The following is a 20,724-nucleotide window of genomic DNA, read 5'->3' as shown; positions in this document are numbered from 1 at the left end:
CGAATCCATAAAAAGGAGTGAGCATGCCTATCATCGCAGCGCTCGTTGGCATCGTTTTGGGTGCCATCGCCGCCATTGCCTACATGCGCACCGCCAAGCAGGGTAGTCTTCACGAGGCCGACGAAAAAATCCAGTCGGCACACGCACAGGCTGAGTCCCTGATCGGTGATGCCAAGCGTCAGGCCGAGACCCTCAAAAAAGAGGCTCTGCTCGAGGCTAAAGAGGAGATCATCAAGAACAAGCAGGCCGCCGAGGCCGAGGACAAGCAGCGTAAGAACGAGATTCGTACGCTCGAGAACCGCGTGATGCAGCGCGAGGAATCCCTTGATCGCCGCAACGACGCTCTCGACAAGCGCGAGCATCAGCTGTCCAGCCAGGCCGGTCAGGTCGAGAAGCGCTCCCGTGAGCTCGAGGAGCTCTGCGCAAAGCAGACCTCCGAGCTCGAGCGTATCGCCGACCTTACCCGCGAGGACGCCCACAAGGAGCTCCTCGATAAGGTTCGCGGCGAGGTCACCCACGAGGCCGCCACGATCATTCGCGAGTCCGAGCAGCAGGTTCGCGCCGAGTGCCACAAGACCGCCCAGGAGATTCTGTCTCTGGCGATTCAGCGCTGCGCTGCCGACCACACTGCCGAGGTCACCGTTACCTCCGTGCACATTCCCTCTGATGACCTCAAGGGCCGTATCATCGGTCGCGAGGGTCGCAACATCCGGACCTTCGAGCAGGTTTCCGGCGTCAACCTCGTGATCGACGACACGCCCGAGACCGTCGTTCTTTCGAGCTTCGACCCGGTCCGTCGTGAGACCGCCCGTGTCGCCCTCGAGAACCTCATCGCCGACGGCCGCATTCACCCTGCCCGTATCGAGGAGATGTATCACAAGGCCGCCGACCTGGTTCAGCAGCGCGTGCGCGAGGCTGGCGAGCAGGCTGCCTTCGATACCGGCATCCACGATCTGCACCCCGAGATCGTCAAGACCCTTGGTGCCCTGCGCTACCGTACCTCGTTTGGTCAGAACGTGCTTCAGCATTCCCTCGAGGTCTCTGATCTGTGCGGCGTGATGGCTTCCGAGCTTGGCCTGGACGTTGTGACCGCCAAGCGCGCCGGCCTGCTTCATGACCTGGGCAAGGCAATCGACCACGACGTCGAGGGCCCGCATGCCGTCATCGGCGCCGAGCTTGCCCGCCGTTATGGCGAGAAGCCCGTTATCGTCCACGCTATTGAGGCTCACCATGCCGATGTCGACCCCAACACGGTGCTCGATGTCCTGGTGCAGGCCGCCGATGCTGTCTCTGCCTCTCGCCCCGGTGCCCGTCGCGAGTCTGCCGAGAACTACATCAAGCGTCTTGAGAAGCTCGAGGAGATCGCCAACTCCCATGACGGCGTCGAACGTACCTATGCCATGCAGGCCGGTCGCGAGGTCCACGTCATGGTCCAGCCGGACAAGATCTCCGATGCCCAGTCCACGGTCCTGGCTCACGATATCGCCCATCAGATCGAGGAAGAGATGGAGTATCCCGGTCAGGTGCGCGTCGTCGTGATTCGCGAGAGCCGCGCTGTCGATATCGCTAAATAACATGAGCGACGCGAACGAGCTCATCTCATTTATCGCGTCGATGTCGGGGGAGGGCAACCTTCGCGTCGAGGAGAACCTTGGCGAGGGGTATGTCCGCCTCCGCGTTTCGGAGGCCGAGCGGCGCCAGGCTAAGCACGACATTCAGCATGTCGAGGACATCGTCATCGAAATGCTCCGTAATGCTCGCGATGCCGGCGCCGACAAGGTCTATCTCGCCACGACCAAGGAAGATGGCGTCCGCACGCTTGTCTTTCTGGATAACGGTTCTGGCGTTCCGCAGGATATGCAAGAGCGAATCTTTGATGCCCGCGTTACCTCCAAGCTCGAGAGCATGAAGATGGACCGTTGGGGCGTTCACGGTCGTGGCATGGCATTGTTTTCGATTAAGCAGAACACCGACGAGGCCCGTGTGGTCACGTCCGGCGTCGATCTTGGTTCAGCCTTCAAGGTGAGCGTTGCGGCCGACCGCCTCAGTGAGCGTGCCGATCAGTCCAGCTGGCCCCAGGCCGTCAAGGATGAGGACGGACGTTATGTCTGCGCTCGCGGTCCACATAATATTATTCGCGCTGCTTGTGAGTTTGCGCTCGAGGAGTTGCGTGGTTGCGATGTCTATCTCGGTTCTCCGTCTGAGATTGCCGCGACCCTTTATGCTCAAGCGTCAAGTCGGCTCGATACGTCTCGTCTCCTGTTCATTGATGACGAGAGCGAGCTTCCGGTTGTCGATCGTTTAGGCCTTGCTTCTGATGCCGAGGACTTTATCCGTATTTGTTCGGGTTTGGGTCTTGAGATGTCCGAGCGCACGGCCCATCGCATTTTGGCAGGGCAGATTAAGCCCGTTCGCGGTGTGACCGCGCGTCTGCTGCGCGAGCGTGATTCGTCCTCGCATGCGCCGGCTCCTGTCGATCTCGCGAAGGATCGTCGCGGGCTACGTATTGCCAAGGATGACATGGCACAGTTTTCGCGCGCTGTGGAACGCGACTTTAATGACCTTGCCACCCGGTACTATTTCAACCTTTGCGGCGACCCAAAGATCCGTGTTTCGCGTGATCGAATCACCGTGACCTTTGATCTTGCCAAAGAGGAATAGTGCCTTTACCGAGTCCACTCGGTACGATACAGTTATTGCAGTTAAAACGTACTTTTAAATGCAGGAGTTTCTTCATGGATTGCCTGAAGGTATCAAGCAAATCATCGCCCGCGTCCGTTGCCGGCGCCATCGCCGGCATGGTCAAGGATGGTGTACCCGTCAACATCCAGTGTGTCGGCGCCGGTGCCGTCAACCAGGCTATTAAGGCCGTTGCTATCGCGCGCGGTTTTTTGATTCCAACCGGTTTTGATATTTCCTGCGCGCCCGTGTTCTCCGACATCCTCATTAACGGGGAGTCGCGCACGGCCATCCGCCTTTCTATCTACGTTCACCAGATCAATCGAGCTGCTATGGATAACGTCGTCATGGATGATGTTAAGCCTGTGGCATAGCTTCTGCTTGCCTTGTTTCGCTCCCCATCGTTAGGACTTATGCACATGGACCAGCGTTCCGTACGCGATATTCTTGCCGGTAAAACCTACTTTATCCGCACATTTGGCTGCCAGATGAATCAGCACGACTCCGAGCGTGTGAGCGGTCTGCTTGATTCGTATGGCTGCCTCATGGCGCTCGATCCCGCGCATGCCGATATCGTTGTCTTCATGACGTGCTGCGTGCGCGAGGCCGCCGATACTCGCCTGTACGGTCAGTGCAATTCCTGCAAAAGCCTGCCGCCTTCGCCTTCGGGCAAGCGCGTGGTTGCCGTTGGCGGTTGCATCGCGCAGCGCGATGGCGAGGGCCTGCTCACCAACGTCGATAACGTCAATGTCATCTTTGGCACGCATTCCATTGCACATGTGGCCGAGCTCATTGCCGAGGCGTTTCTTGATGGTAAGCGTCATATCCGCACCAATGAGCATGAGGATACGGATGCCATGAGCATGCCGTGGCATCGCGAGACTCAGTATCACGCCTGGGTGCCCATCATGACGGGCTGCAATAATTTCTGCACCTATTGCATCGTGCCGTACGTGCGCGGTCGCGAAAAGAGCCGCCCCTTCGAGGAGATTGTCGACGAGGTGACCGGTTTGGTGCGCCAGGGCGTGCGTGAGATTACGCTGCTGGGCCAAAACGTTAACTCATATGGTCGCGATCTGTTTGGCAAGCCGCGTTTTGCCGATCTGCTGCGTGCCGTGGGCGATACGGGCGTGGAGCGCATCTTCTTTACGTCTTCGCATCCCAAGGACCTGTTGCCCGAGACCATCGACGCCATGGCCGAGACGCCTGCCGTTATGCCGCAGCTGCACTTGGCCGTCCAGTCAGGTTCGACGCGGATTCTCAAAGAGATGAATCGCCGTTATACACGCGAGTACTATCTGGGCCTTGTCGATCGCATTCGCAACCGCATGCCCGATATCGCGCTCTCGACCGACATTATCGTTGGCTTCCCGGGTGAGACTGAAGAAGACTTTGAGCAGACGCTCTCACTTGCCGAGACGGTCCGCTATGCTCAGGCCTATACCTTCATCTATTCCAAGCGCGCCGGTACCCCGGCCGCCGAGATTGACGATCCTACGCCGCATGAGGTTATTCTCGAGCGTTTCAACCGTCTGGTTAAGGTTATCGAGACCACGGCACACGAGTATAACCAGGGTGAGCTTCATACTGTGGTTCCGGCGCTCATTGAGGGAACGAGTAAAAAGAACGACGCGGTCCTGCTGGGCAAGAGTCCCAAGAATCAGACCGTGCATGCGCCTATCCCCGAGGGTTACAGCATCGATCAGCTTGTTGGTAAGATCCTTGATGTTGACGTTGACGTTGCCAAGACCTGGTATTTGTCCGGCTCCGTTGTGGGCGAGCCGCGCTAATGGTTTCTCCCGGGGCAGGTCTTTCCGCCGTTGCGATTGTCGGTCCGACGGCGGTTGGTAAGAGTGATGTTGCCGACCGTTTGGCAGTTCGTCTTTCGTCCGAAGTGCTGTCGTGCGATGCGATGCAAATCTATCGTGGCATGGACATCGGTACCGCAAAGATGACGCCCGATGAGTGCACGGCGCCGCTGCGTCTCGTCGACATTGTAGAGCCGGGTGTGGCATATTCTGCTGCGCTTTATCAGGCTGACGCTCGCGCGCATGTTGAACGTCTCCTTGGTTCGGGTTGCCTGCCGGTTTTTTGCGGAGGTACGGGGCTGTATCTCAAGGCCGCCCTCGATGAGATGGACTTTCCCTCGGGTGAACTTGAGGACGATCGCCGTGCGGGCTATCAGGAGCTTGCCGAGCGTATTGGCGAGGAAGAACTGCATGCCTTGCTTGCCGAGCGCGATCCAGAATCGGCTGCTGTTATTCATCCCCATAACGTGCGCCGTGTGATTCGTGCGCTCGAGATGCATGATGATGGCGTCTCCTATGCGCAGCAAAAGTCGCAGTTTAGTGTTCCGCGCGAGCATTATCATGCCCTATGGTTTGGTCTGACGCGTAATCGCGAGGTGCTCTACGAGCGCATTAATCTGCGCGTCGATCTGATGTTTGAGCAGGGTCTTGTCGATGAGGTCCGCGGTCTTATGGACCAGGGGCTGGGTGATGCCCTGACGTCGATGCAGGCAATTGGCTATAAAGAGATCATCGATGCTTTCAATGGCGTGATGAGCATGGATGAGGCTCGCGAACTCATTAAGATGCGTTCGCGTCGTTATGCCAAGCGTCAGCTTTCGTGGTTTAAGCGCGATGACCGTATCGTGTGGTTTGATATGGATGAATGTACGATCGATGAGGTCGTTGAGGATATCCTGCATCGTATTGAGGCTGCCTAATGGCCCGTTTCCCCCTTGTTCCCACGGCACCCGAGCCCGAGTGTGCCATTTTAGTTGGTGTTGAGTGGCGCGACAATGCATGGCCGCTCGATCGCTCGCTTGATGAGCTGGAGCGTCTTGCCCACACAGCTGGTGCCCAGAGCGTGGCACGCTTGTCGCAGCGTTTGGTAAAGCCGTATCCTAAATCGTTTATCGGTTCCGGTAAGGTTGAAGAGCTGTGCGGCCTGGTGCATCGCATGGATGCCGATGTCGTTATTTTTGACGACGACCTGACCCCCTCGCAGCAATCCTATTTGGAGAAAGCCGTGGGCGAGCCGGTAAAGATTATCGATCGTACAGCACTGATCCTGGATATCTTTGGCCTGCATGCTCAGACGCGTGAGGGACGCCTGCAGGTACAGCTGGCACAGCTTCAATATTTGTTGCCTCGCTTGCGTGGCATGTGGAGCCATCTCGCCAAGGAGCAGACGCGCGGCGGCATCGGCTCACGTTTTGGTCAGGGCGAAAGTCAGCTCGAGGTCGACCGTCGCCTCATTCGTAATAAGATCGCTGCGCTTCGTCGTGAGCTCAAGCAGGTTGAACAGCGTCGCGATGTTCAATCCAAGAGCCGCATTGAGTCACCGGCGTTTCGCGTCGCGTTAGCCGGTTATACCAATGCCGGTAAATCGACGTTGCTTAATCGTCTGACCGGCTCTACGGTACTTTCGCAGGACAAGCTGTTTGCTACGCTCGACCCTACGACGCGTTCGTATCGCCTGCCCGGCGGTCGCGGCATGACGATTACCGATACCGTCGGCTTTATTCAAAAGCTGCCGCATGGTCTGGTCGATGCCTTTAAATCGACGCTGTCCGAGGTGTTGGGTGCCGATCTAATTCTCAAAGTCGTAGATGCGTCTGACGAGGACTATGAGCGGCAGCTGGAGGCTGTCGACCGCGTGCTTGATGAGATCGGCGCCGGAGAGCGTTTAACGCTGACCGTATTCAATAAAATCGATCTTCTCGATAGCGTCGATCGATTGAGTTTCCGTCGTCGTTATCCCGAAGCCGTTCTGTTCTCGGCCCAGACGGGTGAGGGACTCGACGATCTCGTCGACCGTATTGCTCGCGAGGCAGCTGCCACCGATGTGTTGCTCTCCGCTGATATTCCGTATCGCGAGGGCGCTCTCATCACGCTGGTGCATGAGCAGGGAACCCTTCTGCATGAGGAATATCTCGAGGACGGCGTTCGCATTGTGGCGAAACTGCCGGCTCGTATTGCACCGCGGCTTGAGCGTTATCGTACCGAGTAGATGAGCTTCAAAATGCCCAGAATGATGGGCTGATGCAGTAGATAAAAGGGGAGTGCATGGCGTCCAAGGCTGGCGAGCGCCGGCAGGGGGTTGGCGTAGGCCCAGCTAGGGACGGTCTTATCGATTCCCTGCGCTATGTGTGCGGCGAAGTATCCTGCAAGATACATAAAGATAAACGGGATGATGGGGTAGTAATCACCTGAGATAAACCCAGGGCTCGGAAATCCCAGCCACGCCAGGTAGGGGACAGGGTAGATCGTTTTGGGGATGCTCCAGGTGATTGCGAACAACATAAGGCATAGGGGCATGCCCCATCTCGCCGTTATCTTCTTAAGGACGGGATCGGTCAACGCTACGATGCCGGTGCATGCGGCCATGCAGTAGATGATGCCAAAATTAACCGAATCGTCGACTGAGACAAGTGTTGTTGCCAACCAGACAACGAGTGCTGCTAAGGCGTATTTGGCGGCACGTTTGATATTGTTGCGCGAAAGGGTGCACATCCAACCGGCGATAAACAAAAATACCCAGCTGATGCTGGCGCGCCAGATGTCTTGAAAGACTGACTGGGTAAACCAGGGCATATCCCAGCCGTACAGGTAGGCGAGATCATAGCAAGCGTGAAAACCTGCCATAGAAATCATCGTAAACCCGCGGACGGTATCAAATATGGTTATGCGTTTTTGCATTACGAGAACCGGCGCATCAAGCCGACGACTTTGCCCAGGATAACGGGATTCGTTGCATAGATAGGTTCCATGGTGTCGTTCTCGGGCTGCAAGCGCACACGCCCCTGCTCCTTGTAGAACGTCTTGACGGTCGCCGAACCATCAATCATGGCCACGACAATTTCGCCGTTCATGGCACTCTTTTGTTCACGGACGATGATGTAATCGCCATTGAAGATGCCGACATTGATCATTGAGCTCCCATGCACCTCAAGGATAAAGGAACCCTGATCAGTGGCGATTTCGGTCGGGATAGTAAACGTGTCTTCGATATTCTGCTCGGCCAGAATGGGAATCCCAGCCGCGACGCGACCAACGAGCGGTAGCGAGACCGTTCCGCGAGGTGCGGTGGGCTCGTCAGATTTAGAAATTGAGACAGAGGAACCGTCTTCGTTAAAGAGTTCCAGGGCGCGCGGTTTGGTGGCATCGCGCTTGAGTAGCCCGCGCGCCTCCAGGGCAGAGAGATGGGCGTGCACGGTGCTGGGGGAGGAAAGGCCCACGGCAGAAGCCATTTCGCGCACGCTGGGCGGATAACCCTTCTCCTGCTGATATTCCTTGATGAAGTCGTAAATTTGCTGCTGACGCTTGGTAATTTTGCGAGCCATCAGGGCATCCTCTCTACCCATGCCAAACAAATGTTCGAATTTTGCTTGACAGGAACAACTGTTCGAAGATAATAATAACCGAACATTCGTTCTCGCGCTAGATATTTTTGTCCGCGCGGCTTGATAAAACTGTTCTCAGCAAAACACGCGAGAGGAGAACATGATGAACGCAACGAATATGGTCCAGGGTAACCTCGCCCTTAAGCTCGAGACGCCTGCAGAACCCACATTTACGGTTGTTCAGGGTGGCCGCTCCGGTATTCAGCCTTTGACCGTAAAGCCTGCTCGCAATCAGCAGGCTGTAGTCGCGCCGGCCCGCGCTGCCCTGAAGGTTTCGACGATTGTCGCCGTTGCCGTTGCGTTTACGCTCTTCTTTGTCCTCGCTACGTCGGTCTTTAACGCTCGTCACGCTGCGTATGCCGAGTCCGTTTCCAACATTACCTACGAGACTATTCGCGTTCAGCCTGGCGATTCTCTTTGGTCGCTTGCCGAGGAATATCCAATCGAAGGCCTTTCCACGCAAGAGACTTCCGATATGATCCGTAACGTCAATCATCTGGAGCATGGTTCGCTCGCCGCCGGTGCGCATCTTAAGGTTCCCGCTCGTTCGTAATCATTATCGCGCTGCGCATGGTACCCTTGTTATCGTTTAAGAGGAGGTACCATGCGCTGTCCCAAATGCGGCAAGGCACATACCCGCGTCGTTGATTCCCGTATGCAGGAGTCAAATAACACCATTAAGCGTCGTCGCGAATGTTGCTCGTGTAACTACCGCTTTACAACGTTTGAGCGATGTGAAGACCCAATCGAGGTCATTAAGTCAGACGGAACCAAGCAGCGGTTCGATCGCAATAAACTGCTCGTCGGCTTGATGCGCGCCACCATCAAGCGCGATATCGACACTAAGAAGCTCAATGAGATTATCGACGACATCGAGGTCGAGCTGCGCTCTCGCACACTGACGGCCGTCACGTCCCATGAGTTGGGTGACATGGTGCTCAAGCGCTTGGCCAAGATCGACAAGGTGGCCTACATTCGCTTTGCCTCGGTCTACCGCGATTTCAAAGACGTCGATGAGTTTCTGCAAGAGCTCGACAAGCTGAGGTGATTCCATGTCTAACATTACCGTCAACATAAAGCGTCTCGACCCCACCGTCGAGCTTCCCAAATACGCCCATCCCTCCGATGCCGGCTTGGATCTATGCTCCAACGAGGACTGCGTCCTGAAGCCCTTCGAACGCTGTCTGGTCTCTACGGGGCTGGCCATCGCCCTGCCCGATGGCTACGCCGGCTTCGTCCAGCCTCGCAGCGGCCTAGCTATTAAGCAGGGACTTTCTATAGTCAACACGCCTGGCCTCATCGACGCCCACTACCGAGGAGAACTCAAGGTCATCCTCATTAACCTAGACCCCACGAACAACATCCAAATCAAAAAAGGCGACCGCATAGCCCAACTCGTCATCCAAGAAGTCCCCACGGTCAACCTCATAGAGGTAGACGAACTAGACGAAACCGACCGAGGCAAAGGAGGCTTCGGCTCCAGCGGCATCGCCTAGGGCGCTCGTATCCCTCCCGCCCGGGGCTTACCTATATCATTCCATGCTCAAACATTCTCGCGTCGCTTCGCTCGCTGCGAAACTGCGCGTGGAACGATATGTGTGAGAGGCAGGCGGGCGGTTACTCGCTTGAAACAATATTTACTTTTCTAGTAAGTCGATGCGATAAAAGGACGCCTCCTTTGTCGCATCGACTTACTGTATTTATATTTTCTGGTTCCCCTTTGCAGATTCTACTGGAGGGGAATCTGGTATAGCTGCTAGTACGTAAACGCAGCTTACCTGCGGGAGGCCCCTATATATCGTCCCACGCGCAGTTTCGCAGCGAAGCGAGAATGTTTGAGCATGGGATGATATATAGGGGCCTCCCGCAGGTAAGCGGACATAAAGACGCTAGCGGATATGCGCGGGTTTTCCGCCCCAGTAGAAGCGGCAGAAGGCTCGTTTGCGCTTTTGGGGTTTGCCTACGAGCTCCATGGTTGCGATGGCTATGTCTTCGGCTGCGTGGGGGCGGCGTAGTACTTCGCCGTTGATGAGTAGGGCTTTGAGTGATTCGGGATGGTCGTGCAAGTGACGTAGGGTAACGATGAGCTCTCGTGCGGTGGTGACATGCATGCTGGCGCCCATGCCGGTGAGCATGGTGGTGTTGGCCTTTTCCTGGCCATAGGACTTGCCCAGCAGAATCATCGGCAGATGTGCGCATAGGCACTCGGTGACCGTGAGTCCGCCCGATTTGAGAATTGCCAGGTCGCAGCCGTGCATAAGCGCTGCCATATCATCGACATAGTCCAGAACCGTGACGTTTTCGAGCTTCATGGCGTCGAAGAGCGTTTTGAGGCGGGTGGCATATTCGGTGTCTTTGCCCGGCAAAAAGACAAAGTGCATGTCTTCGAAGCTGCGTAGGAAGGGGAGGGTGCGGTCCATCTCCGCGCGAAAGCGAACGTACGGTTGAGGCAAACTGGCACCGGCCATTACCAGCACGACGGTCTTCTCGGTGGGGAGGTTGAACTTAGCTAGCTCTTCCTCGCGATCGTAATCCGTGTCGAATCCGGCGCGAATAGGAATGCCGGTAATGCGAATCTTTGTCTCGAGCACCTTGCGCGGACGCAGCGTTTCGGCCATAAATTCGTTGGCAACACAGAATAAATCGGTGTCCTTGTGGGGCCACCATCCCTCGACTTCGTAGTCGGTCGGTACGCAGATGACCGGATAATCGATACCCGTAATTACGCGGGCGCCCACGGCAACATTGGCTGCTGTGATGTGCGTTGCAACCACGGCTATGGGCCTGCGGCTACGAATATATTCGTTGAAGGCGGGGAACATAATTCGCGACCATGCCGTTCCGCCACCCCAGAGAAGATGTCCCGTAAGCGTATATCGCCAGGTCAGGTCGTAAATGGGGCGCGTGGCTCCCGTAAAAGAAGCCGCGGTCTTATTGCCGTCGAATTTAATACGTCCAAAATCAAGGATATCGAGCACTTCAATCTCAATATCCTCGGGGATGCCATTGGTGCCGCGGATGAGGTCGAATGCCTGCGCTATCGCATTTGCGGCGGCCTTGTGGCCCGAGCCAACGGAGGCATGCACGATGGTCACGAGAGGTTTTTGCTGAGCCAGGAGCGTGGTTTGCTCCGATTGGGGAGTGCTGTGCGTGAGCAGGGGAGCGTCGTCACTCGTCTGCGCCTGGTCCATCGATAACTCCCCTTCAGCTTTGTAATACGGATTTATCATTGTAGTGCATGAGTGTCACGTTCACGTAAATTTGGGTACGAGCGCAAAGAACGACAACGTTTCGACGAAAGGACGCTTCATGACTACCGATAAGCCGATCGATGTTGCGATTATCGGTGGCGGCCCCGCGGGCTATGCTGCCGCCATTTATGCTGCGCGTGCCAACCTGACGACGACCGTGATTGAGCAGGGCATGTCGGGAGGGCAGATCGCCACAACCAATGAGGTCGAGAACTATCCGGGTTTCCCGCTCCTGAGTGGCGCCGAACTCGGCGAGCGTTTTCAGCAGCATGCAGAGGGCCTGGGAGCACAGGTTACATGGAGCATGGTTACGGGTATCGATTACGATGCCGATGCAGCGTTGTTTACGGTGCATCACGATATGGGCGATACGCTGGCCTCGAGCGTTATCGCTTGCATGGGTGCCACGCCGCGTCCGGCAGGTTTCGCAGGCGAGGATACGTATCGCGGTCGTGGCGTTTCATATTGCGCAACATGTGACGGCATGTTTTTCCGCGGCAAGCAGGTTTTTGTAATCGGTGGTGGCAATTCGGCATGCGAAGAGGCGCTGTTCCTGTCCGACATTGCCAGCAGTGTGACCATCGTGCTGCGCCGCGACCAGTTCCGTGCGCCCGATGGTGTTGTTCAGAAAGTACTCGCAAAGGACAATATTACAGTTAGGTACCAAACTAGTATTGTGGAGCTATCGGGCGAAGCCATGCCAACGACGATTACCTTTAAGGACAATGCATCTGGGGAAACTCATGCCGAGTCATTTGAGCCCGGCTCGTTTGGCATCTTTGTCTTTACGGGGACGCAGCCACATACCGAGCTTGTTGAGCATCTAGTCGATCTGGCTCCCGACGGCGGTATTGTTACCGATGATTCGATGGCCACCCGTACGCCCGGCTTATTCGCAGCTGGCGATATCCGTTCCAAGCGTTTACGCCAGGTTGTGACTGCCGTTTCTGACGGAGCCATAGCGGCAACCGGCGCATACGCTTTTCTACGCGGATAAGTACGATAATATATCTTATGTTAGGTTGCTATATTCAAAGAAAGTGGTTGGACGATGCATCAATGTGTTGTCCAACCACTTTTACTTGCCGGCTATGTGGTATGCAAAACTAGATAACCTAGAATACAATATAGAAAATGAACGGAGGACCTTTATGAACCACGTTAAACACGTTATTCCGATGTCCGATTCGTCGGTCAGTATTAAGCCTGAGGATATTCAGCCCACTGTGCTGCCCGATGCATTTATTCAGTCCGAAATCGTGTGCAAACTCAATACGTTGAGTCTGTCGCGCTATGACCAGTTGCCCAATGTGACGCTCTACCGCGACCAGGTCATTGAGTATGTTGCGCTGTGGATGGAGCCGCTGTCCATTTGCGTTGAGCACCCTGTCATTACGCCATCGATGATCAATAACTACGTTAAGGTCGGCCTGGTGCCTGCTCCGGTCAAAAAGCAATATGGCCGCGAGCAGATTGCCCGCCTGATCGCTATCTGCCTCTTTAAACAGGTGCTACCTATTGCTGCGGTGCAGGCACTCTTCAACATTCAGCGTTTGAGCTACGATGCCCCGACCGCCTTCGATTATGTGGTCGATCAGCTCGAGGCATCGATTCGTTCGGCGTTTTCCGTTGAGCAGACGCCGGTTCCCGATACGGCGCATCAGGTAACGCGTGAGTCGCTGCTTGTGCGCAGTGCAGTTTCATCCTTCGTTTCGAAGGCGTACCTGATGAGCTATCTAAAGTTTAATGGGTTTAATAGCTAGCCGACGTGTAAAACGGGCGGGGCAAAGAGCCATCTGTCGCTTTGTCCCGCCCATATTTTTGCTTGGTTGGACTTTACTTGCCCGAAGCTACGCCCATGCCGTAGCCGATGATGAGGCCGTGCATCTCGGCGTAATAGGAATCCAGGCCGTTGCAGGGCATGATGATGGTCTTGGAGCCGGGCCAATGCTCGACTATGCGGTCAGTAAGCGCCTGGGCTCCAGCTTCGTTCTCAACGTGATCGATGATGACCTCGCCGCCCGTAAAACCCTCGGCTTCCATGGTGTCGATGATCTTGTTGAGCATCTTCTTTTCGCCACGCGTGTGCCCGACGAGTTCGATTTTACCGGCCTCGCTCGCCGTGCCCAAAATGCGGATATTGAGCTTGTTGGCAATGACGCCGGCTGCCTTAGGGATACGTCCGGCTTTGGCGAGGTTTTCGTAATTGCACAAACTGAAGAGGATTTTGCTGTTCTGTTCAAGGCTATCGAAGTATGCGCAAGCATCCTCGAATGAGACATCCGGGTTGCTTACAAGATAGCGGTCGAACAGCAAGAAAATGAGATCCATTTTGCCGCCAGCTGCGCGTGAATTGACTAGATGAATCTGTCGGTCGGGCTCCTCGGCAAGAACCATATCGCGAGCCGTGGCTGCCGCGTTGTAGCTGCCCGACACGCCCTCAGAGATCGGCATGCAGATGGTCTTGTCGGCCAATTTGAAGAGCTCGGCCCACTCCCCTACGCTGGGACAAGCGCTCGAAGAAGCGTTCGTCTCCGCCTGAACAGCGCAGTTGAGCTCATGTACATCAAGCGAAAGGTCATCGACGAATTCACGCTCCCCCACTCGAATTTTGAGGGGCGCAAATGCAAAGGTGGTATGGGGCGCGGTCGGTTGCCAATCGCGGAGGTTACAGCTTGAATCTGAGATAAGTGCCCAGCTCATAGAGGGTCCTTTCTAATTGTTCCTCAACAATTATAGCCTTCTTGCAAACCGAATGTACGGCTATCTAGTTTTGAATACTAGATAGCCGTACAAGATTAGAGACAAAAGAATAGACCTCGCGACTTTAAGCCACGAGGTCCACATTCACACGCTGTGTAAGATGACTTAGTAGCGCACGAAGATATAGTTGTTGTTCATGCCGGCGGCAACGGAGCTGATGATGACGCCCGTTTTGTAGTCGGAAGCATGGATCATCTGACCATTACCGATATAAATGCCGGTATGGTAGGAGTTAACCACAACATCGCCGGGTTGCGGATCGGACACACGGGTCCAACCCATGAAGTCGACCGTGGTGCCCAGACGGCAGTAGCGTCCCGTGAGGCAATAGCTTACAAAACCGGAGCAGTCAAAGCTGTTCGGTCCAATGCCGCCCCAAGAATACGCATAGCCGAGCTTGCTGTAGGCGCGCGAAACAACGGAGCCACCATCAACAGACTGACTCGGTGCCGAAGGCGTGGGAGCCGGAGCGGGCGTGGGGGCAGGCTGCGGTGCGGGAGCCGGCGTGTTGCCGCCCTGGTTGTTGTTATTGTTGGTCTGGCCGCCATTGTTGGTGTTCTCGGTCGTACCGGCGGTGTCGTTGCTCACCGTGGCCTTTTCGGCGGTGCTAGCATTAATGCCAGCCTGCAGCGCAGCGTTGGCCTCGGCCTCGGCAGCGAGCTCGGCCTGCAGCTGCGAATCCAGGGAGTTCACGACACTCTGAGCCTCAGCCTGCTGGGCATTGAGCTCGTCGACCTTCTTTTGCGTCGCGGCGACGTTCTTCTCCTGCTCGGCCTGCTTATCGGTGAGCTGCTGCTTAAGCTCCTTGACCTCTTGAATGGTCTGAGCTTGCTTATCGGAAACTTTGCCGTAGTAGAACAGACGGTTGAGCATATCGCTCAGATCATCGACACCCGTCAAAACCTGAAGCAGGCTCAGACCGCCGGTTTTGTACTCGCCGGCGACATAGGTCGAGAGCTTGGCCTGACCATCGGCGATCTCCTGCTGCTTTTGCGTGATCTCGCCGGCAGTCTGATCGAGCGCCTGCGTCTGCGTGGCAAGCTCATCGTAAATCTGCTGGGTTTGGGTGCCGATCTGCTCGAGTTTCGTACGAGCAGCGGCAAGGTCGGATGCGGTATCGGCGTAGGCAGGAGCCGCGAGGCCCAAGCCCAAAACACAAGCGAGGGTTGCCGTAGCAGCGCAGCGTGCCATATTTTTGTGCGTGTTTGCTGTGCGCATGTAGCTTCCTTTCCAGTAACTAAGGGTAACGGCTAGCCTACCGTCACCAGGCTAAAGAGCTCCACATCGTCATCAGACGGCGTGAGCTTCTCGCGCGGGTTGAGAAACGCAAGCTCAAGTATACAACCGTAACCGATAAGCTTTGCGCCCATATCTCGCACCAGTTTACCTGTTGCCTCGACGGTTCCGCCCGTCGCGACCAAGTCGTCCAGAATCAACACGGTATCTTTAGAGCTGATAGCGTCGGCATGGATCTCAATTGAATCGGTGCCGTACTCGAGCTCGTAGCTCTGGCTTACGGTCTCGCGCGGCAGCTTGCCCGGTTTACGTGCGGGAACAAAGCCGGCGCCAAGGGCTACAGCCACCGGTACGCCAACCATAAAGCCGCGAGCCTCGGGACCCACGACCTTGGTGATTCCCATGCCGGCAAAGTGCTCGGCGAGGGTATCGGTCATGGCTTTGAGCGCCTCGGGATTGCCAAAGAGCGGCGTGATGTCTTTAAAGATGACTCCGGGCTCGGGATAGTCGGGGATGTCGACGATTTGAGATTCGAAGTCGTACATTGCATGACCTTTCAATGGGTTGCCGGATAAGCGGCAGCGGTTATTTGCCCTCCGTGGCGGTGCCGGAGTGCGAAGGGGCGACGACCTTGAGCGGCTTTACGAGAGAATCCTCGTGCGAAGCCGGCGTGGCTATCTCTTCGTTTTTGGCTTTGGTGGACTCGGAGCGAGTGATTTCCTCATCGAGTGCATCGATGTCGGCGTCCTCGACCACGGCATTGAGCGACTCAAAAACGCGGTTCTTGAGCAACGCAGTGTGCACACCCTCGGTCAGGTCATGAAGCTTCTTAAACGCACGCTCGAGCTTGGCGTCGCGCTCGTCATCGGAGGTATCCATTCCGAGCATGCTCACGAGCACCTGCTCAAACATCGAGGACTCGCGGTTGGCGGAAGACACGTACTGACGCAGGTTGCGGGGCTCGATATGGAAGCGTGACAGCTCGGAGCAGTAGCGGATGATTGGAAAATCGCGACCATCGACGAGCTCACGATTCTGCGGACTCTTGATGATGCGAATGAGGTCGTTCTCGGCGAGCGAGCGGATAAACGAAATCTCGACGCCCAGCATATCGGGAATGGTCTCAATGGGATGCAGCTTTTGCTTAGTCTCCTTGGGCTCCGTCTTGAGCGGAACATCGGACAGCAAGCCCACCTCGTAAGCGAGCGTTGACAGGTCCGTGGCGTTTTCCAAGCGCTGCTTAATCACGTTGAGAGGCATGTAGCGGGTCTTCTGCAAATGCAGGATGACCTCCAGGCGATCAACGTCCTCCTTAGAGTACTGACGGTATCCCTTAGGCGTACGATGAGGGGTAATGAGCCCCTCATCTTCTAGAAATCTAATTTTTGAGTTCGAAAGATCGGGGTATGCGCCTCGAAGAAGGTTGACGACTTGGCCGATACTCAGATAGTTGCGTTCGGCCATGCCCTACTCACCGGTTTCGATGCGCTCCGGCGTGCTCTCGTGGTAGATGAGCGTAAACGTACCGATCTGGACGGAAGAACCATCGTGCAGCGGGGCCGCGTTGACAATGGCGCCGTCGACCCAGGTGCCATTGAGCGAGCCCAGGTCCTCAATGCGAGCGCCGAGGCCCTCGCGAATAATGCGCGCGTGGCTACGCGAAACGGTCATGTCATTGAGGAAGATGCCGTTTGCAGGATCGCGGCCGATGGTGGTCACGTCGTCCTCGAGCTCAAAGGCGGCACCAGTCTGCGGACCCTTGACGATGGACAGAACGGGGGCGGTGATGCGCACGTTGGCCATGAGGTCGGGAACGGTGACGTCGCTTGAAGGCACGCGGAATACGCAGGTAGCGTCAGCAGTCTTATCATTCTGAGGCATATTATTAACCATGTTGTCCATGACAACCCCTAACTTATCGCGGACGTGCCGCAAATAATGAACCGTACGTAATCATACCCCAACGAATCAGTCTTCGATTTCAGGGTTCAGAAAGTCGATGTCCTCGTCCTCGGGATGCGCGAGAGCCTGTTTAATGGCCACTCCGCCCTTAATGGAATAGATGACAGCCGTGAGCATGGAGAAGATCACGCCGCCGTACACAAAGAAGATGCCGAGGGGCACCGAGCTTCCGTTGAGGCCCGGGAAGGCCGTAAGGGTTGAAGGTAAAAGATGCAGGCCGTCAATAACGGGGAACCCGAGCAGCATGAGCGAGAAGCCGGTCATGAGCAGTGCAGTGGCAATCTTTCCGGGAAAGACGACATCGATGGGGCGACGGTGATAATGACGAACGATAAGCGTGCCGATGCCCAGATAGATGTCGCGGCCAATAATGAGCACGCAGACCCAGATTGGCAGCTCTCCGCGAACCACCAGCCCAAGTACGCCGGTGAACAGCAGCGCTCGGTCGCAGATGGGATCCATGACCTTGCCGAGCCACGAGACCGTCTTGGTCATGCGGGCGATCTGACCGTCCATCCAGTCGGTAGAGGCGGCAACGGCGTAGATAACGATGGCGATGACGCGGTTGTTATCCGTCACAAACAGGTACAGAAATACCAGGGTGAGGATCAGGCGCGTAAAGGTGATGAAATTGGAGATCGTAAAGATCTTATTCGACGGGTAATCGGAAGTGCCGATAAGCTCCTTTTTGATCTTCTTTTTGATGCCCACAGGACTCCCCCGCTGGTTAACGACAAAACTTTCGATACTATACCCGTTCCGGCGATGTCTATCCAGCGTAAGCATAGAGAGTCCAGACATATGGAGGATGCTACTGGGTTGTGCGGGATTCTGCATTTGTGTACATCAGCCTCCAAATATGACATTTTTCGGCATCTTTGATGGCTGATGTACACGTTTTGATTCGGTGATTACATCGATCGGGAAAGTTGTTGCCTTAAGCGAATTAATCATGATGTGCGGGTCGAGAAGGGTTGGCGCTAAAAGAACCCAACGGCCGTTACGGCTTCGTTAGAAACGCGCCCCACCATGGATGGTGAACCCGAAAGGTAAAGCGTGCGGGCACGGTGGCTCGGCCCGCGCGCCCGGAAGAGAAAGGATAAACCCATGGGTTACATGCTCGAGACGCGCGGGCTCACCAAGCGCTTCGGCCGCGGCGACCAGGCGCAGGACGCCGTGGCCGACGTGAGCCTTCATATCCGCGAGGGCGAGGTGTACGGGCTGCTCGGTCCCAACGGCGCCGGCAAGTCGACAACGCTCAAGATGATCTGCGGGATGCTGCGGCCGACGGCCGGGGAGATCCTCTTTGCCGGGCACGCCTGGCGCCGCGAGGACCTCTACGCAATCGGCAGCCTCATCGAGGAGGCGCCGCTCTACCCCAACCTCACCGCGCGCGAGAACCTGCGCGTGCGCACCACGCTGCTGGGCCTTCCCGAGAGCCGCATAGATGAGGTGCTCGCCGCCGTGGACCTCGCGGACACCGGGAAGAAGCGCGCCGGGCGCTTCTCGATGGGCATGCGGCAGCGCCTGGGGCTCGCGCTGGCGCTGATCGCCCGGCCACGCCTGCTCGTGCTCGACGAGCCCACCAACGGCCTCGACCCCATCGGCATCGAGGAGCTGCGCGACCAGATCCGCGGCTTCGCGGCGGCGGGTACGACGGTGATCGTTTCGAGCCACATCCTCTCCGAGGTGCAGCAGATGGCGGACACCATCGGCATCATCTGCGGGGGGCGCCTCGCCTACGAGGATGCGCTTCGGCCCGGGCAGGACCTCGAGGAACTCTTCATGAGCTTCTGTCGGGAAGGGCGACGAGCACGCGGGGAGGTGGCGGCATGACGGGCGAGAAAGGCGGCCTGCTCGCGGGCCTGCGCGCCGAGGCCCTGAAGTCGCGCCACGCGGCACCGGTTCGCCTGGCCGTGCTCATGGCGCTGCCGATGCCGCTGCTCGGCGCGATGCCCTACCGGGGCGTGCAGATCTTTAGTGCGTGGAACTACTGGTACGCGCTCTTCCTGCCCGTGTCTCTATCGCTCGTGGTGGCGTGCGTCGCACGGGCGGACGCTCGCACGCGGATGCGGGGGCTTCTGGGCCTGGGCTTCCCGCTCGGGCGCGCCTGGTGGGCCAAGGCGCTCTGGTGCCTTGCTCTTTGCACGCTCTCGAACCTCGTGGTCTTCGGCATCTACCTCGCGGGATCGGCGTTCTCCTCGCAGGGTCTCACGGCCGCGGGCACGCTCACGATGCTCCTCTGCGCGCTCGCCAACACGGTGACCGCGGCGTGGATGATCCCCGCAGGGCTCTTCCTCACGGCGCGGCTCGGCATGCTCGCGGGCGTCTTCTGCCCGCTCGCCGCGCAGCTCGTGGGCGGGTTCGCCTGGTCGCTGGTGCCGCTGCCGCAGCTCTTTCCGCCGTCGGCGAGCATGGTCATCCCCACGAGCTTCATCCCCGTGCTGCCGAGCGGCGAGCCACTCGCGGCGGACATGGCGCTCGGCGGGGCGCTCGCGGCGGACGGCATGCTCACGCTAGCGGGCCTTGCGGTCAGCGCGCTCGCGTTCGCCGCGCTCACGGCGGCGGGCGCGGCCTGGTTCGCGCGCTCCGAGGAGAGGTGATGGCCATGACACGACTCTCCGACCCGACGCCGCGCATGACTCTCCCGCGGGCCCTGCTCTCCGAGGCCCTGCGCCTGGCGCGCTCCCCGCTCACGGCGGTGCACCTCGTCTGCGGCCTGGCAGCCGGTCTTGCCTGCGGCGAGTACTTCTCCGTAACCCGATGGGACCCGGCGCTGGGCGCGGACGCCTACGCCCAGTTCCTCGGCGCCCTCATGCCGCTCATGTCCGCCATCGTCTGCGGGCTCGCCGTGGACGACGAGCGCGCTGCCGGACGTCTCGCCAACCTCACGGCGGTCCCCTCGCGCGGGCGCGCCGTCGCGGCGAAGCTACTCGCCCTTGCGGCGCTCGGCGCGGGCGCGCTGGCCGTGGCGCTCGGCGTGTTCGGGGCCGTGCTCGCCGTCGCCGGGCGCCTGCCGCTCGGGCCCGCTCCGCTTGCGGCCGCCTGGGCGGGCATCGTGCTGGGCAGCCTGCCCCTCTACGCGCTGGGGCTCGGCGTGGCCCTGCGCCTCGGCCGCAACGCCGCCATCGGCGCCGGCGCGGCGGGGATGCTCCTCGCGTTCTTCTCAGTGGGCGGACTTGCGCACGGCCTCATGACCGGCGAGCTCACCGGTGCCCTGGCGACGCCCCTGAGCTGGGTGCCGCTCGCCTGGCCCGCGCGCCTGGGGTCGCTCGGGGTAGAGGCCTTCATCGACGCCGCACGCGCGGCGGGCCCTCTCCTCACGACTACGCTCGCCAGCCTCGTGCTCACCCTGGCAGCCGACGCCGTCCTTCTCGCCTGGTTCTGCCGCTTCGAGGACGGGAGGGCAGATGCGTAGGAGGC

General features: G+C 57.7%; 23 protein-coding genes. 14 read left to right on the top strand and 9 right to left on the bottom strand.

Features of this window, described 5'->3' with window-relative positions; genetic code table 11:
* Nucleotides 1-23: 23 nt before the first annotated feature.
* The 6 genes from rny (at nucleotide 24) to hflX (ending at nucleotide 6,696) form a co-directional block, all read left to right on the top strand.
* Nucleotides 24-1,574 carry a ribonuclease Y gene (gene rny / locus PMX70_RS07190; RefSeq protein WP_089573375.1) on the top strand — a complete coding sequence of 517 codons (1,551 nt, stop codon included), beginning with the start codon at nucleotides 24-26 and terminating at the stop codon, nucleotides 1,572-1,574.
* A gap of 1 nt (nucleotide 1,575) precedes the next feature.
* Nucleotides 1,576-2,661 (top strand): ATP-binding protein, encoded by a 1,086-nt coding sequence (locus PMX70_RS07185; protein ID WP_195535608.1) that lies wholly within the window; start codon nucleotides 1,576-1,578, stop codon nucleotides 2,659-2,661.
* A gap of 74 nt (nucleotides 2,662-2,735) precedes the next feature.
* Nucleotides 2,736-3,053 (top strand): stage V sporulation protein S, encoded by a 318-nt coding sequence (locus PMX70_RS07180; protein WP_006235982.1) that lies wholly within the window; start codon nucleotides 2,736-2,738, stop codon nucleotides 3,051-3,053.
* 45 nt (nucleotides 3,054-3,098) lie between these two features.
* Nucleotides 3,099-4,469 (top strand): tRNA (N6-isopentenyl adenosine(37)-C2)-methylthiotransferase MiaB, encoded by a 1,371-nt coding sequence (gene miaB, locus PMX70_RS07175; protein WP_271743229.1) that lies wholly within the window; start codon nucleotides 3,099-3,101, stop codon nucleotides 4,467-4,469.
* Complete coding sequence (gene miaA / locus PMX70_RS07170) at nucleotides 4,469-5,407, top strand: tRNA (adenosine(37)-N6)-dimethylallyltransferase MiaA (RefSeq protein ID WP_271743228.1); 939 nt, start codon at nucleotides 4,469-4,471, stop codon at nucleotides 5,405-5,407. Before miaB ends, miaA begins: the two co-directional genes overlap by 1 nt.
* Nucleotides 5,407-6,696 carry a GTPase HflX gene (gene hflX, locus PMX70_RS07165; RefSeq protein ID WP_195535605.1) on the top strand — a complete coding sequence of 430 codons (1,290 nt, stop codon included), beginning with the start codon at nucleotides 5,407-5,409 and terminating at the stop codon, nucleotides 6,694-6,696. Before miaA ends, hflX begins: the two co-directional genes overlap by 1 nt.
* Here the strand turns inward: hflX and PMX70_RS07160 are convergent.
* On the bottom strand, nucleotides 6,681-7,385 hold the full coding sequence (locus PMX70_RS07160; RefSeq protein WP_271739217.1) for a heparan-alpha-glucosaminide N-acetyltransferase: 705 nt from the start codon (nucleotides 7,383-7,385) through the stop codon (nucleotides 6,681-6,683). The genes hflX and PMX70_RS07160 overlap by 16 nt on opposite strands.
* Nucleotides 7,385-8,029 carry a transcriptional repressor LexA gene (lexA, locus tag PMX70_RS07155; protein ID WP_040359862.1) on the bottom strand — a complete coding sequence of 215 codons (645 nt, stop codon included), beginning with the start codon at nucleotides 8,027-8,029 and terminating at the stop codon, nucleotides 7,385-7,387. The genes PMX70_RS07160 and lexA overlap by 1 nt, the downstream gene beginning before the upstream one ends.
* 163 nt (nucleotides 8,030-8,192) lie before the next feature.
* Between lexA and PMX70_RS07150 the strand changes: the two genes are divergently transcribed.
* Genes PMX70_RS07150 through dut form a run of 3 tightly spaced genes read left to right on the top strand, consistent with a single transcriptional unit; the run spans nucleotide 8,193 to nucleotide 9,585 of the window.
* On the top strand, nucleotides 8,193-8,642 hold the full coding sequence (locus PMX70_RS07150; RefSeq protein WP_271743227.1) for a LysM peptidoglycan-binding domain-containing protein: 450 nt from the start codon (nucleotides 8,193-8,195) through the stop codon (nucleotides 8,640-8,642).
* 51 nt (nucleotides 8,643-8,693) lie between these two features.
* The gene (gene nrdR, locus PMX70_RS07145; protein WP_022093781.1) at nucleotides 8,694-9,137 is read left to right on the top strand and encodes a transcriptional regulator NrdR; all 444 of its coding nucleotides are present in this window, start codon (nucleotides 8,694-8,696) and stop codon (nucleotides 9,135-9,137) included.
* 4 nt (nucleotides 9,138-9,141) lie between these two features.
* Nucleotides 9,142-9,585 (top strand): dUTP diphosphatase, encoded by a 444-nt coding sequence (gene dut / locus PMX70_RS07140; protein ID WP_271739214.1) that lies wholly within the window; start codon nucleotides 9,142-9,144, stop codon nucleotides 9,583-9,585.
* 393 nt (nucleotides 9,586-9,978) lie between these two features.
* On the opposite strand, the gene PMX70_RS07135 is transcribed toward dut, so the two are convergent.
* Nucleotides 9,979-11,280 carry an MGDG synthase family glycosyltransferase gene (locus tag PMX70_RS07135; protein WP_117637272.1) on the bottom strand — a complete coding sequence of 434 codons (1,302 nt, stop codon included), beginning with the start codon at nucleotides 11,278-11,280 and terminating at the stop codon, nucleotides 9,979-9,981.
* Nucleotides 11,281-11,398: 118 nt separating this feature from the next.
* Here PMX70_RS07135 and PMX70_RS07130 point away from each other — a divergent pair, with 118 nt between their 5' ends.
* Together PMX70_RS07130 and PMX70_RS07125 are read left to right on the top strand one after the other, a co-directional pair.
* Complete coding sequence (locus tag PMX70_RS07130) at nucleotides 11,399-12,337, top strand: NAD(P)/FAD-dependent oxidoreductase (RefSeq protein WP_271743226.1); 939 nt, start codon at nucleotides 11,399-11,401, stop codon at nucleotides 12,335-12,337.
* A 154-nt stretch (nucleotides 12,338-12,491) separates the two neighbouring features.
* The gene (locus PMX70_RS07125; protein ID WP_199577033.1) at nucleotides 12,492-13,103 is read left to right on the top strand and encodes a DUF1836 domain-containing protein; all 612 of its coding nucleotides are present in this window, start codon (nucleotides 12,492-12,494) and stop codon (nucleotides 13,101-13,103) included.
* A 73-nt stretch (nucleotides 13,104-13,176) separates the two neighbouring features.
* On the opposite strand, the gene PMX70_RS07120 is transcribed toward PMX70_RS07125, so the two are convergent.
* From PMX70_RS07120 to PMX70_RS07095, 6 genes are all read right to left on the bottom strand, one after another.
* Nucleotides 13,177-14,043, bottom strand: coding sequence for a DegV family protein (locus PMX70_RS07120; RefSeq protein ID WP_117790396.1), 867 nt, complete (start codon nucleotides 14,041-14,043; stop codon nucleotides 13,177-13,179).
* A gap of 165 nt (nucleotides 14,044-14,208) precedes the next feature.
* Entirely contained in the window at nucleotides 14,209-15,321 is a 1,113-nt protein-coding gene (locus tag PMX70_RS07115; RefSeq protein ID WP_199577032.1) for a C40 family peptidase, read from the bottom strand.
* Nucleotides 15,322-15,353: 32 nt separating this feature from the next.
* Complete coding sequence (locus tag PMX70_RS07110) at nucleotides 15,354-15,884, bottom strand: adenine phosphoribosyltransferase (RefSeq protein ID WP_117790395.1); 531 nt, start codon at nucleotides 15,882-15,884, stop codon at nucleotides 15,354-15,356.
* Between the two features lie 40 nt (nucleotides 15,885-15,924).
* Nucleotides 15,925-16,803, bottom strand: coding sequence for a transcriptional regulator FtsR (gene ftsR / locus PMX70_RS07105; RefSeq protein ID WP_117790394.1), 879 nt, complete (start codon nucleotides 16,801-16,803; stop codon nucleotides 15,925-15,927).
* 3 nt (nucleotides 16,804-16,806) lie between these two features.
* The gene (locus PMX70_RS07100; protein ID WP_006236002.1) at nucleotides 16,807-17,241 is read right to left on the bottom strand and encodes an FHA domain-containing protein; all 435 of its coding nucleotides are present in this window, start codon (nucleotides 17,239-17,241) and stop codon (nucleotides 16,807-16,809) included.
* 66 nt (nucleotides 17,242-17,307) lie between these two features.
* Nucleotides 17,308-18,012 (bottom strand): CDP-alcohol phosphatidyltransferase family protein, encoded by a 705-nt coding sequence (locus PMX70_RS07095; protein ID WP_089573364.1) that lies wholly within the window; start codon nucleotides 18,010-18,012, stop codon nucleotides 17,308-17,310.
* Between the two features lie 396 nt (nucleotides 18,013-18,408).
* Between PMX70_RS07095 and PMX70_RS07090 the strand changes: the two genes are divergently transcribed.
* The 3 genes from PMX70_RS07090 to PMX70_RS07080 are packed head-to-tail and all read left to right on the top strand — an operon-like array spanning nucleotide 18,409 to nucleotide 20,719.
* Nucleotides 18,409-19,137 (top strand): lantibiotic protection ABC transporter ATP-binding protein, encoded by a 729-nt coding sequence (locus PMX70_RS07090; RefSeq protein ID WP_055250122.1) that lies wholly within the window; start codon nucleotides 18,409-18,411, stop codon nucleotides 19,135-19,137.
* Nucleotides 19,134-19,904, top strand: a complete 771-nt coding sequence (locus PMX70_RS07085) for an ABC-2 family transporter permease (protein WP_271743225.1) — start codon at nucleotides 19,134-19,136, stop codon at nucleotides 19,902-19,904. Before PMX70_RS07090 ends, PMX70_RS07085 begins: the two co-directional genes overlap by 4 nt.
* Nucleotides 19,904-20,719, top strand: a complete 816-nt coding sequence (locus PMX70_RS07080; RefSeq protein WP_271743224.1) for an ABC-2 family transporter permease — start codon at nucleotides 19,904-19,906, stop codon at nucleotides 20,717-20,719. Before PMX70_RS07085 ends, PMX70_RS07080 begins: the two co-directional genes overlap by 1 nt.
* Nucleotides 20,720-20,724: the final 5 nt, after the last annotated feature.

Origin of the sequence: Collinsella aerofaciens, assembly GCF_028206795.1 — a bacterium.
In the GTDB taxonomy this organism is placed as follows: domain Bacteria; phylum Actinomycetota; class Coriobacteriia; order Coriobacteriales; family Coriobacteriaceae; genus Collinsella; species Collinsella aerofaciens_AX.
This window is presented reverse-complemented; position numbering and strand designations above follow the sequence as displayed.

Bases quoted from the DNA above. Each gene is read 5' to 3' on its own strand.
- PMX70_RS07110 (WP_117790395.1), bottom strand. From the start codon at position 15,884: ATGTACGACTTCGAATCTCAAATCGTCGACATCCCCGACTATCCCGAG.
- rny (WP_089573375.1), top strand. From the start codon at position 24: ATGCCTATCATCGCAGCGCTCGTTGGCATCGTTTTGGGTGCCATCGCC.
- PMX70_RS07085 (WP_271743225.1), top strand. From the start codon at position 19,134: ATGACGGGCGAGAAAGGCGGCCTGCTCGCGGGCCTGCGCGCCGAGGCC.
- PMX70_RS07100 (WP_006236002.1), bottom strand. From the start codon at position 17,241: ATGGACAACATGGTTAATAATATGCCTCAGAATGATAAGACTGCTGAC.
- PMX70_RS07115 (WP_199577032.1), bottom strand. From the start codon at position 15,321: ATGCGCACAGCAAACACGCACAAAAATATGGCACGCTGCGCTGCTACG.
- miaB (WP_271743229.1), top strand. From the start codon at position 3,099: ATGGACCAGCGTTCCGTACGCGATATTCTTGCCGGTAAAACCTACTTT.
- PMX70_RS07180 (WP_006235982.1), top strand. From the start codon at position 2,736: ATGGATTGCCTGAAGGTATCAAGCAAATCATCGCCCGCGTCCGTTGCC.
- PMX70_RS07150 (WP_271743227.1), top strand. From the start codon at position 8,193: ATGAACGCAACGAATATGGTCCAGGGTAACCTCGCCCTTAAGCTCGAG.
- PMX70_RS07135 (WP_117637272.1), bottom strand. From the start codon at position 11,280: ATGGACCAGGCGCAGACGAGTGACGACGCTCCCCTGCTCACGCACAGC.
- PMX70_RS07185 (WP_195535608.1), top strand. From the start codon at position 1,576: ATGAGCGACGCGAACGAGCTCATCTCATTTATCGCGTCGATGTCGGGG.
- ftsR (WP_117790394.1), bottom strand. From the start codon at position 16,803: ATGGCCGAACGCAACTATCTGAGTATCGGCCAAGTCGTCAACCTTCTT.
- lexA (WP_040359862.1), bottom strand. From the start codon at position 8,029: ATGGCTCGCAAAATTACCAAGCGTCAGCAGCAAATTTACGACTTCATC.
- hflX (WP_195535605.1), top strand. From the start codon at position 5,407: ATGGCCCGTTTCCCCCTTGTTCCCACGGCACCCGAGCCCGAGTGTGCC.
- miaA (WP_271743228.1), top strand. From the start codon at position 4,469: ATGGTTTCTCCCGGGGCAGGTCTTTCCGCCGTTGCGATTGTCGGTCCG.
- PMX70_RS07130 (WP_271743226.1), top strand. From the start codon at position 11,399: ATGACTACCGATAAGCCGATCGATGTTGCGATTATCGGTGGCGGCCCC.
- PMX70_RS07080 (WP_271743224.1), top strand. From the start codon at position 19,904: ATGGCCATGACACGACTCTCCGACCCGACGCCGCGCATGACTCTCCCG.
- PMX70_RS07160 (WP_271739217.1), bottom strand. From the start codon at position 7,385: ATGCAAAAACGCATAACCATATTTGATACCGTCCGCGGGTTTACGATG.
- PMX70_RS07125 (WP_199577033.1), top strand. From the start codon at position 12,492: ATGAACCACGTTAAACACGTTATTCCGATGTCCGATTCGTCGGTCAGT.
- PMX70_RS07120 (WP_117790396.1), bottom strand. From the start codon at position 14,043: ATGAGCTGGGCACTTATCTCAGATTCAAGCTGTAACCTCCGCGATTGG.
- dut (WP_271739214.1), top strand. From the start codon at position 9,142: ATGTCTAACATTACCGTCAACATAAAGCGTCTCGACCCCACCGTCGAG.
- PMX70_RS07090 (WP_055250122.1), top strand. From the start codon at position 18,409: ATGGGTTACATGCTCGAGACGCGCGGGCTCACCAAGCGCTTCGGCCGC.
- nrdR (WP_022093781.1), top strand. From the start codon at position 8,694: ATGCGCTGTCCCAAATGCGGCAAGGCACATACCCGCGTCGTTGATTCC.